This window comes from Actinoallomurus soli (assembly GCF_024055715.1).
Taxonomy (GTDB): Bacteria; Actinomycetota; Actinomycetes; order Streptosporangiales; family Streptosporangiaceae; genus Actinoallomurus; species Actinoallomurus soli.
Window position 1 is genome coordinate 136,966 of the sequence record NZ_JAMXMV010000015.1, and the last position, 10,646, is coordinate 147,611.

Sequence of the window (10,646 nt, forward strand, 5' to 3'; positions counted from 1 at the left end):
ATGCGCATCGCCGCCATCGAGCCGACCGACCTGTTCGCCGGTTCGACGTCGCATCCCCGTCAGATCGTCCGCGTGACGCTGACCGGGGCCGACTCCCCCCTGACCGAGATCCGGGTCTCGCTCACCGGCCCGGCCGTGAGCACCCCCGAGCCCACCGTCGTCACCCGCCTGGACCCCGGCGAGACTTTGGTCGCCGAGGTCGGCGTACGCCTCGCCGAGCCCGTCACCGAGGGCGCCGTCCGCCGCGTCACCGCCGTCGCCGAGACCTCGGGCCAGGACCGCGCGACCCTCGACGGCGAGATCGTCGCCGCCGTCACCGGCTGGACCATGTGGATGGTCTCCCACTTCCACTACGACCCGGTCTGGTGGAACACCCAGGCCGGGTTCACCGAGACCTGGTACGACCTGCCCGCCGCCGAGGAACGCCGGCCGACGTTCGTCAGGACCGCGCTGGACCTGGTCCGTGCCCATCTGGACGCGGCCCGGCGTGACGAGGACTACAAGTTCGTCCTGGCCGAGGTCGACTACCTCAAGCCGTACTGGGACGTGTACCCAGAGGACCGCGCGGACCTGCGGAGGTTCCTGGCCGAGGACCGGATCGAGATCGTCGGCGGCAACTACAACGAGCCGAACACCAACCTCACCCACCCCGAGTCCACGATCCGCAACGCCGTGTACGGCATCGGCCACCAGCGCGACGTCGTCGGCGGCGACCCGCGCTCGGCGTGGATGCTCGACGTGTTCGGGCACGACCCCGCCTATCCGGGGCTGATGGCCGACGCCGGGCTCACCTCCTCCGCCTGGGCGCGCGGCCCGTTCCACATGTGGGGCCCGAACCGCCACGTCGGCGACAACGAGCGCATGCAGTTCCCGGCCGAGTTCGAGTGGATCTCCCCGAGCGGCCGGGGCCTGCTGACCGCGTACATGGCCAACCACTACAGCGCCGGCTGGGTCATGGAGGAGCAGGCCCGCACGCTGGAGGAGGCCACGGACCTGGCGTACACGCAGTTCGGCGAGCTGCGCCCGGTCGCGGCCACCCGCAACGTCCTGCTGCCGGTCGGCGGCGACCACGTGATCCCGTCCCGGTGGAGCACCGAGGTCCACCGGGACTGGAACAAGCGCTACGTCTGGCCGCGCTTCGTCGTCGGGCTGCCCAAGGAGTTCTTCGCCGCCGTCCGTGCAGAGTTGGGCGAACGCCGCGCCGTGCCGGTGCCGCAGACCCGCGACATGAACCCGGTCTACACCGGCAAGGACGTCTCCTACATCGACACCAAGCAGGCGCAGCGGGCCGCCGAGGTCGCGGTCCTCGACGCCGAACGCCTCGCCACGCTCGCCGCGCTCACCGGCGCGGCGTACCCGGCCGAGGCCGTGGACAAGGCGTGGCGGCTGCTCGCGTACGGCGCCCACCACGACGCGATCACCGGCAGCGAGTCCGACCAGGTGTACGTCGACCTGCTCGGCGGCTGGCGCGAGGCGTACGAGCTGGGCGACACCGTCCGCGCCGCCGCCCTCGACCACCTCGCCGCGCGGGCCGACACGACCGGTCCGGGCCGCCCGGTGATCGTGGCGAACACCCTGTCCTGGGCCCGCGACGGCATCACCACCGTGCGGCTGACCTTCGACGAGCCGCGCCCCGGGCTGCGCCTCGTCGACGACGCGGGCGAGCCGGTCCCCTGCCTCGCCGAGGGTGTACGGACCGCGGAGGGCGGCGGCGTCGAGGAGGTCACGCTGACCTTCCTCGCCCGCGCGGTGCCCTCGCTCGGCTACCGGATCTACCACGTCGTCGACGCCGGCGACCTGCCCGCGGGCTGGACGCCGTCCACCGGAGCCGAGGCGCGGAACGCCGCGTTCGCGGTGACCGCCGACCCGGAACGCGGCGGCGCCCTGACCTCGATCCGCGATCTGCGGACGGGCGACGAGCTGATCCGGCCGGGCGGGCTGGGCGGCGAGCTCTACCTCCAGGAGGAGCATCCGACCCACCCGACCTGGGGCGAGGGCCCCTGGCACCTGCTGCCGGCGGGTCCCGGCCACGGCACCGGCGCGCGCTCGGCGTCCGTACGGGTCGAGGAGTGCCCGATCGGCCGCCGGATCGTCACCGAGACGACCCTGGACGGGCTGACGATCACCGGTGAGGTCCTGCTGTGGGACGGCGTCGACCGGGTCGACTTCCGCACCCACGTCGGCGGCTCGATCGGGCGGGACCACCTGCTGCGCGTGGGCTTCGACCTGGACGTCCCCGGCGGCCGCCCCGTCGCCGAGGTGGGCTTCGCCGCGATCGGCCGGCCGTTCGGCTTCCCGGACGCCGACACCGCCGAGAGCCTGTGGACGCTGGACAACCCGGCGCACACCTGGACCGCGCTCAGCGCGACCGTGCGGATCGCGCTGACCGGCGACGACGGCTCCCGGGAGGAGCACGCGGTCGGCGTCGCCGAGGTGATCGGCACCGACGAGGGCGCGCCCGCGCGTACGGTCCTGGCCGCGCTGGCCGCGCAGGGCGTGACCGCGACGTTCGGCCGCCCGGACGGCCCACGCTACGGCGCGCTCGACGTCGACTCGAACCTCCCCGATACCCGCGTCGTCCTCGGCGGCCCGGACGAGAACGCCTTCGCCGCCGAGGTCCTGTCCGCCGCGGACCCGGCGTACGCGGCGGCGCTGGCCGAGCACGGCCGGGTGTTCGTGCCCGCCGCCCGCCCCCTCGCCGAGGTGTGGGTCCCGGACACCGACGTGCGCGGCGCACGCGACCTGCCCGTGCTGATCGTCGCCGGCGACGTCGCGGACCTGTGCGCCGACCTCGCCGACGCGACCATCGACGTACGGCGCCCGGCCGGAACGGCCGGGAGCGACGCGCCGTACGCGGGCCGGTCGGTCGCGCTGTTGAACGCCGGCCTGCCCGGCACGGTCACCACGCCGGACGGCCGGGTGTACCTCAACCTGATGCGCGCCTGCAGCACCTGGCCGAGCGGCGTGTGGATCGACGGCCCGCTGCGCACGGCGCCCGACGGGTCGAGCCTGTCGTGGCAGCACTGGAACCACACCTTCGGCTACTCCCTGACGGCCGGAGCGGGCGACTGGCGCGCCGCCGGGTTCGTCCGGGCCGGCCAGGAGTACAACCACGCCGTCCTGGCCCGGCCCGCCACCGCCCATCCCGGCGAACCCGCCCCCCGCGGCGGCCTGGTGACGGTCGAGCCGGACAACGTCCTGCTGTCCGCGCTCAAGCCGGCCGGCAACCCCCTCGCCGCCGCCCGCCCGGACCAGGCCGACCCCGCCGACGGCGTCACGGTCCGCGTCTACGAGTCGGCCGGCCGCCCGGCCACGGCCCGGATCGGTCTCTTCACCGGCATCACGGACGCCCACCGCACCGACCTGCTGGAATCCGACGACGAGTCGGCGCCGGTGGCCGGAACCGCCCGCGTGGACGGGGCGGCAGGGGTGGGCGGCGCGGCGCCGGTGAACGCGACGGCCTCCGTGGACGGCGCGGCGCCCGTAGGCGAGGCGGCGCCTGCGGACCGGGTGGCGCCCGTAGGCGAGGCGGCGCCTGTGGACGGGGCGGCCGAGATCCCGCTGGGCGCCGCCGACGTCGCCACGGTCCGCCTGCGCCCGGCGTCCGGCGCCTCCGGGCCTGCGCCGCTGGGCCCGGAGGCCGAACCGGTCCAGCCGGTGTTCGGCCGCTACTGGCTGCACAACAAGGGCCCCGCCCCCCTGGGCAGCCTCCCCACGGCCGTGCACCTGTCCCCCCAGCGGATCGCCCTCACGGGTCCCGAGCTCATCCGCCTCACCGTGGCCGCCTCGGGCCGGGAGGCGACGGGGCGCGTCGAGCTGGACGTGCCGGAGGGGCTCACCGTCACCGGCCCGGCGCCGGACTACCGGCTCGCACCCGGCGAGTTCGCCGAATACGAGCTGACCGTCGACGCGCCGGGAGCCGCCGCGGGCACCTACTTCGTAGCCGCCCGCATCCGCGACGACCTGGGCCAGATCATCGAGGACGTCGTCACGGTCCAGGTGGGGGCCGCTCCGGCCGGGGACCCGCTGCACGTCGAGCTCGCCCCGCCCCCGCCCCGTCTCCGGCCGGGGGACGACGGTGAGATCACCGTGCGGCTGCGCAGCTCCGCCGCCGCTCCGATCCGCGGCGAGGCCCAGCTGATCAGCCCGTACGGCACGTGGGGCCCGGCGTCCGACGTCCTGATCACTCCGTGGACGGCGGGCTTCGAGGTCGCGCCGGGCGCCGAGACGGTGGTCCCCTTCCGCCTCCACGCGCCCCGGACGGCGAGACCGGGGGCCTGGTGGGCGTTGGTCCGCGTGACGTACTTCGGCCGCCTCACGTACACGGAAACGGTCGCGGTCGAGGTCACCCACTGATTTACGCCGAGGGTTCTCGCGGTCCCGACCACGAGAACCCTCGGCGCTCACGGTCGCCTAGATGTCAGGGCAGACCGCTCCGGTCCAGGGGCAGATCAGCGGGTCGAAGTCCCTGTCCGCGAGGTCGTTGACGAACCTGCGGTTGTCGGCGAAGTCCTCGTTGATCCACCGGGCGACCACGAGTACCGAGATTCGATCGGCACCGGCCTTCCGCAGCGCGAGCGCGGCCGACTGCGCGTGCCCCCCTCGCGCCCAGGTGTCCTCCATCACAAGCACGTGAGAGCCACGGGGAAGGGTGGTCTCAGCGATGAAGTGATCCGGGTCCACCGCTCTGGGATCAGGGACCTTCGGGGAGGCGATGAGAGGGATCTCTCTCCCGGGTGCCGTTCCTTTGGCCAGCCGGTGCAGAGGATGTTCCCCAGGTCTCGCGGGCAACGACGGCACGGTCGTCCAGTGCGTGACCGTGACTCCGAGAAGCGCGCCGGCACATCTCGCATGAGCGGACAGTCCGAGGAGGAGGAGCATGGCCACGATACGGCGGTGTTCCTCGATGGGCGGCCGCGCCTTGTAGCCACGCATGAGGTAGCCGGACTGACGGTGGCCGATCGCGTAGGTCAACGGGGCGACGGCGTCGGCTAACCCGGCATGAACGCGATGGGCATTGCACGAGAAGCAGTACCGGAAGCCTGCGACCGGCGTCGTACAGACGGCGCAGGTGGCGCCCGCCTGGCGTATGGGGTTCCGCAGGTAACCGCCGGCCGTTGCCACGAGGGCAGCGCGGAGTCGAGCCTCCGCATCAGGGGGAAGCACGCTCAAGTGGACACCAGCCTGAGCAGCTCGGCGTCGATCCGCGCACTCTCCGTGATCAGCTCTTCGATGACCGACAGAACCTCGGCCGGCCGCACGGCGACGTGCACGCCCGGGCGGCCGATCAGCGCCTTCGCCCACTCGTTGCGCTGGACGACCAGGTCGGTGAGGATCACCGGGCGACCGTGCTCCACGGCCAATCGTGCCTGAATCCGAGCGCCGCTCTGCTCGCCTGCCTCGACCACGACAGTGGCGATTCCGTAGCCCGACATGGTGGCGTTTCTCATCGGGAAGGTGGACTTCTGGGGCGGAGCGTCGGGCCAGAACTGCGACAAGAGGAGGCCTCGCGATCCGATCTCCGCCTGCAGCCCACGGTTCGTCGCCGGATACGCCCTGTTGATGCCCGTGCCGATGATGGCGACGGTGCGGCCGCCGGCGTCCAGGGCTGCTCGATGGGCGGCCGTGTCGATGCCGAGCGCCAGCCCGGCGAGCACGGTCACATTTCGGGCGACCAGCTCTCGCGCCAGGTGAGCGGCGATCTGCAGTCCCCGGTCGGACGCCCGACGGGAGCCGACAACCGACACCGCGACCTCGTCGGGAACCAGACGTCCACGGGCGAACAGCACCGGCGGCGCCTGGTGGATGCCGCGCAGTCGCGCGGGATATCCGGCATCGAGGATCGTCAGCAGTCGATGCCCCTGGCTCGTCCACCGCTCGATGTCCTCGGCAGCCGCCCCAAGCGGATCATCCTCGCCCGGCACGGCCATCAGCGTGGCCGGCCTGGCCTGCTCCCACACCTGCAGGGCGCTGCCCGATTCGAGGACATCGGCAGTGATCTCCGACCAGCTCATACCGCCGGGCCGATCGCGTAGCAGCGCGACCAGCGCCGCCTGCTCGCCGCGTGCGACCCCGTCCATGGAGCCAGGGTACGAGGGTGATCTTGGTATATCCACATCACGTCTTTCGGGATCGCACACTCGTTCGAATCTATCAGCCCTGAGCTGGGCGGTCACGCGGGTCCTGACCGAGGCCCGCGCCACGGGGGCGGTGCGGTCGTCTCCCGCAGCCGTCGTCCGAGGCGGTCGGATCCGGCCGGGCGCGAACCGGGCCGAGGACACCGGCGTCACACCAGCGACCCGAAATCACCACCCCGCCTTGAGGAACGCCCCTTGCTCACCAGCCGCATCCTCGCCCGCCTGGCTGTCATCGGCGGGATCGCCGCCGCCTCGGCCCTGCCCCTCGTCATGACCGCCGACGCGAGCACCAAGGTCACCCGGCACGTCACGGTCCGGATCTCCACCCAGGACCAGACGATCAAGCTCTACCAGCGCACGTCCGGCGGCGGCTGGACGTTCACCTCGCGTCTCTACCGGTGCGGCACTCACCCGCGCCAGACCCTCTTCGCCTGCTACCTCGACCGCTGACCGCCGACCGCGCCGCCATGGCGGGCGGTTCCGCCCGGAACAGCCCGCCGTGGTGGTCGGTCCGGAAACCGCCGGTCGTCAGTCGGCGGAGCCGGGTTCGGTGAGTTTGCGCTGCATCTCGGCCTTCACGGGCTCGGACATGACCCTGGAGGCGGTGGTCTGGACCTTGTTGCGCAGGGAGCCTCCGACCACCTCGGGCTTGCCCGCCATGAGCGCCTCGAAGCCCTGGCGGGCCACCTCCGCCGGGTCGTCCTTGTTCTCCATCGCGCCGAACCTGGTGTCCTCCATCTCCGCCCGCTCGAAGAACCCGGTGTCGGTCGGGCCCGGCATGAGCGTCGTGACGGTCACGCCGGTATCGCCGAGCTCCTCGCGGACGGCTCCCCCGAAGGAGCGCAGGAACGCCTTCGACGCCGCGTACGTCGCCTGGAACGGGCCGGGTCCGACGGCGGCGATCGACGAGGTGAGCAGGATGCGGCCCGCGCCCCGTTCCAGCATGGCGGGCAGCACCCGCCGGGTCAGGTGGACGGCGGAGGTGACGTTGAGGTTGACCAGGCGGAGCTCGTCGGCCAGGTCGTTGTCGGCGAACGGCCCGGAGACGCCGACGCCCGCGTTGACGGCCAGTGCCTCGGGCGTACGGCCGGTGGCGCGGATCGCGTCGTACAGCTCCTCCACGCCGTCGTAGGTGGCGAGGTCCACGCGGACGGCGGTCACGGCGGCGCCGGTGCCTTCGAGCTCGCGCGCCGCGGCGTCGAGCTCGGCGTCCTCGGCGGCGATGAGCACGTCAAAGCCGTTGCGGGCGAACCGGTCGGCGAGTTCGCGGCCGATGCCGCTGGACGCTCCGGTCACGACCGCCAGGGGCCGGGTCGGTGCGGTCATCATGAGATCCTTTCCGCGTTGCGGCGACGGACGTCGAAGCGCAGGTCGAAGGGGTTGAGCGTGCGCGGCAGCGGCCGGTCGGGCGTGAGCGGCCGCCGGGACGCCAGGCGATGGTCGTGGTCCTCGAGCAGGACGGCCAGGAAGGTGCCGGCGACCAGCTCGACGAGGTTGCGTCCCGGGCACTCGACCGGCCCGCCGCTGAACGGGACGACCGACCAGTTCTCCTTCGCCGTGCCGTCGAGCCAGATCTCCGGGACGAAGCGGTCGGCGAAGGGCAGCGTCTCGTCGTCACGCTGGACGAACGCGGTGAGGATGGCCAGCGCGGTTCCCGCGGGCAGCGTCGTGCCGCCCCAGTCGGTCTCGGTCGTGGTGTCGCGCAGGATGGCCAAGGTCGTTGGCCACAGCCGTACGGACTCCTCGACGCAGGCGCGCAGGTAGGGCAGGTCCTGCGGCCGGGACAGGTCCCGGCCGTCGATCTCGGCGCGGGCCCGCGCCGCCTGCTCGGGATGGCCCGCCAGCACGGCCAGGGTCCGGAAGACCGCCATGCCGGCGGGTTCGAAGGCGAACAGCCACTGGGGCACCTGGTCGGCGGGTTCCGTGCGGGGCGTCGTGGGCATGCCGCCGACGAGCGCGGCGAGGCTACCCGGCTCCTCCCGCCGCAGGTGCTCGCGCAGCCGGCGCTGGAAGCGCTCGCGTACGATCCGGCGGCCGGGGTGGAAGAAGGACCAGTTGGCGTCCATCCGCAGGCGGGTCAGCAGGTCGGTGAGCTCGGAGTCGTCGCGGGCCGCGTCGCCCAGGACGATCCGGCGCACCAGCCGCCACCAGGTCCGCCGGAACCCGTCCCACGTGAGGGTCCCGTCGGCGTCGGCGGCGGCCAGCAGGTCTCCGGCCTCCTCCTGGATCTTTCTCGTGATCGCGTCGGCCATGCGGTGCACGGGGCGGGCCGTGTCCAGGACCGCCTCGTTGAACCGGCGGCGGTCGGCGCGGTCCGCCCCGGTGGAGATCAGGACGCCGTGCGGCTGGAAGCGTGCCAGCGCCGCGCGCTTCTCCCGGTTCGCGGCGGCGAACGGCTCCGGGGACCCGGTGAGGACCCGGCGGACGTCGCCGGCCGAGAGGACCAGGGCGATCGAGCGTCCGGGGATGCGCAGCAGCAGGGGCCCGGGGCCGTACCGGGCCCGCATCCGCCGCAGCAGCCGGGCGGCCCTGCGGTCGGCGTCGAGCGCGTCGGCCATCGCCACGATCCTCGGCCGCCGGGCGAGCACCCCGCGCGCGATGGTCGGCGCCAGCACGACGGCCCCGATCCGCAGGGTGTCGAGTACGGACGCGCGGCGCGGCGGGGCCTGCGCACGCGGCGGGCTCTGGGTCGTCGTCATGCGTCCTCCTTCACTCCTCGCCCCGACGCCATGTCCCGCGGACGCGGCGATAAACCCCCAGGTGCGGCGGGCAATGCGATCAACACCCGAAGATCACCCGATTTGACGAAACCGTTGCGTTCGGCCGGAGTTGCCGTTGTTACAGCGGGCAAATCGCGAATTAGGACTTGATTAGCCCCGAAAGAAAAGGTGGTGTCACATGTCCACGCGTCCCATGGCCGGCATGGAGGAACATCCCGACATAGCCGCACTCCGCGCGCGTTACGACCGCGTCGCCGAGACGACGTCCGCCCACACGCTCGACGGCCTGACCTTCCTGAGCGGCCTGTACCTGGCCATCTCGCCGTGGGTCGTCGGCTTCCACGCGCGTACGACGTCGCTCACCATCAACGACCTCATCACCGGCATCGCGATCTCGCTGCTGGCGCTCGCGTTCGCGTCGGCGTACGGGCGCACGCACGGCCTCGCCTGGCTCGTGCCGCTGCTCGGCATCTGGACGATCATCGCGCCGTGGGTGGTCCGCGGGGCCCGTCCCTCGACCGGGAACATCGTCAGCAACGTGCTCACCGGCGCCCTGATCACTCTGTTCGGCCTGGGCGCGGTCGGGATCGGGATGATGACCAAGAAGCAGCGGGGAGAGATGCAGGCAGGCATGCCCGGCAGGCCGACCCCGCGTCGCGGAATGATCTGAGCGAGCCCGTACGTCCCGTACGGGACGACGGGGGAAGAGAGGCCCGACGATGCCTGAGTCAGGCCGCCCGATCAAAGGCGAGCACAAGTACGAACAGCATGTGACCTCGCCCGAGCAACACGAGGAACGTCCCGGGAAGAGCCTGGTGACCACCGACCACGAGGTGATCCGGCACTGGGCCGAGGAACGGGACGCCCATCCGGCGACGCCGCCCGGGAGCGAGTACGAGGGCAGGCCGGGGCGCCTGCTGCTCGACTTCCCCGGCTACGGAGGACAGGACCTGGAGAGCATCTCCTGGGACGACTGGTTCGCGACGTTCGACGAGCGCGGGCTGAACTTCATCTACCAGGAGCACCGGGCGGACGGCTCACCGAGCAACTTCTTCCGGCTGGAGAACCCCGAGCGCGACGACGACTCCTGACCCGCCGCCGGTCAGGCGTCTTTGCGCCAGACCAGGGCCGCGGAGATCGGGTGGTTGCGGTAGCGCTCCCACTTCGGTTTCACGGCGAGCCAGCGATCGTCGATGACGCCCTCGCGCATCTCGACGAGACGCCGGCCATGACGTGGTCGCTCAGCAGGTGCACATGCGTCGTGATGGCGATCGGCTCGCCCGACGCGCTCGTGAAATGGGTCGGCATCCCGGACGCCATGATGAAGTGCGGGTGGAAGGCCACGATCACGCACAGCGCGCCCGGCTCCGCCAGCCGCCACGCCTCGGCGTAGAACGGCGCCAGGTCGGCCAGGTGCTCGTCGATGAGCGACGCGATGATCAGGTCGTACGTGCCGCCGCCGAGGCCGGTGGCCGTCACGTCGGCCTCGAACAGCCGGTCGTGCCCGCCTTTCGACCGCGCGACCGCGAGCATCTCGGGGGTGAGGTCCACCCCGTCGATGGCGGTCACGCCGTGCCGTCGCAGCCAGGCGGCCGTCCGGCCGGTGCCGCATCCGAGATCCACGGCGCGCCGCACGGATCCCCAGGCGGGCTCGGTGAGCCGGTCGAGCAGCGCGAGGTCCATGACGTCCTCGACCGTCTCCTCGTACGTGCTCACCCACTGCCCGTAACCGGTCCGTACGTCCACCATCCGGTACCCGCGCGTGTCGAAGTCGGCGAACCGCACCATG

General features: G+C 72.5%; 8 protein-coding genes and 1 pseudogene. 4 read left to right on the forward strand and 5 right to left on the reverse strand.

Annotated elements, in window-relative coordinates; all coding sequences use genetic code 11:
• On the forward strand, positions 1-4,356 hold the full coding sequence (locus tag NDW01_RS30635) for a glycoside hydrolase family 38 N-terminal domain-containing protein (RefSeq protein ID WP_252827805.1): 4,356 nt from the start codon (positions 1-3) through the stop codon (positions 4,354-4,356).
• 57 nt (positions 4,357-4,413) lie between these two features.
• On the opposite strand, the gene NDW01_RS30640 is transcribed toward NDW01_RS30635, so the two are convergent.
• Positions 4,414-4,623: a hypothetical protein gene (locus tag NDW01_RS30640; RefSeq protein ID WP_252827806.1), complete on the reverse strand. Its 210-nt coding sequence runs from the start codon at positions 4,621-4,623 to the stop codon at positions 4,414-4,416.
• Between the two features lie 545 nt (positions 4,624-5,168).
• Positions 5,169-6,080, reverse strand: coding sequence for a DNA-processing protein DprA (locus NDW01_RS30645; protein WP_252827807.1), 912 nt, complete (start codon positions 6,078-6,080; stop codon positions 5,169-5,171).
• A gap of 252 nt (positions 6,081-6,332) precedes the next feature.
• Here NDW01_RS30645 and NDW01_RS30650 point away from each other — a divergent pair, with 252 nt between their 5' ends.
• Positions 6,333-6,587: a hypothetical protein gene (locus tag NDW01_RS30650; protein WP_252827808.1), complete on the forward strand. Its 255-nt coding sequence runs from the start codon at positions 6,333-6,335 to the stop codon at positions 6,585-6,587.
• 78 nt (positions 6,588-6,665) lie between these two features.
• Here the strand turns inward: NDW01_RS30650 and NDW01_RS30655 are convergent, their stop codons facing one another.
• Entirely contained in the window at positions 6,666-7,463 is a 798-nt protein-coding gene (locus tag NDW01_RS30655) for an SDR family NAD(P)-dependent oxidoreductase (RefSeq protein WP_252827809.1), read from the reverse strand.
• The gene (locus NDW01_RS30660) at positions 7,463-8,836 is read right to left on the reverse strand and encodes a cytochrome P450 (RefSeq protein ID WP_252827810.1); all 1,374 of its coding nucleotides are present in this window, start codon (positions 8,834-8,836) and stop codon (positions 7,463-7,465) included. Before NDW01_RS30660 ends, NDW01_RS30655 begins: the two co-directional genes overlap by 1 nt.
• A gap of 199 nt (positions 8,837-9,035) precedes the next feature.
• Between NDW01_RS30660 and NDW01_RS30665 the strand changes: the two genes are divergently transcribed.
• Positions 9,036-9,527, forward strand: coding sequence for an SPW repeat protein (locus NDW01_RS30665; protein WP_252827811.1), 492 nt, complete (start codon positions 9,036-9,038; stop codon positions 9,525-9,527).
• Positions 9,528-9,576: 49 nt separating this feature from the next.
• Positions 9,577-9,948: a hypothetical protein gene (locus NDW01_RS30670; protein ID WP_252827812.1), complete on the forward strand. Its 372-nt coding sequence runs from the start codon at positions 9,577-9,579 to the stop codon at positions 9,946-9,948.
• 11 nt (positions 9,949-9,959) lie between these two features.
• On the opposite strand, the pseudogene NDW01_RS30675 reads toward NDW01_RS30670, so the two are convergent.
• Positions 9,960-10,645, reverse strand: a pseudogene (locus NDW01_RS30675) (class I SAM-dependent DNA methyltransferase).
• Position 10,646 lies beyond the last annotated feature (1 nt).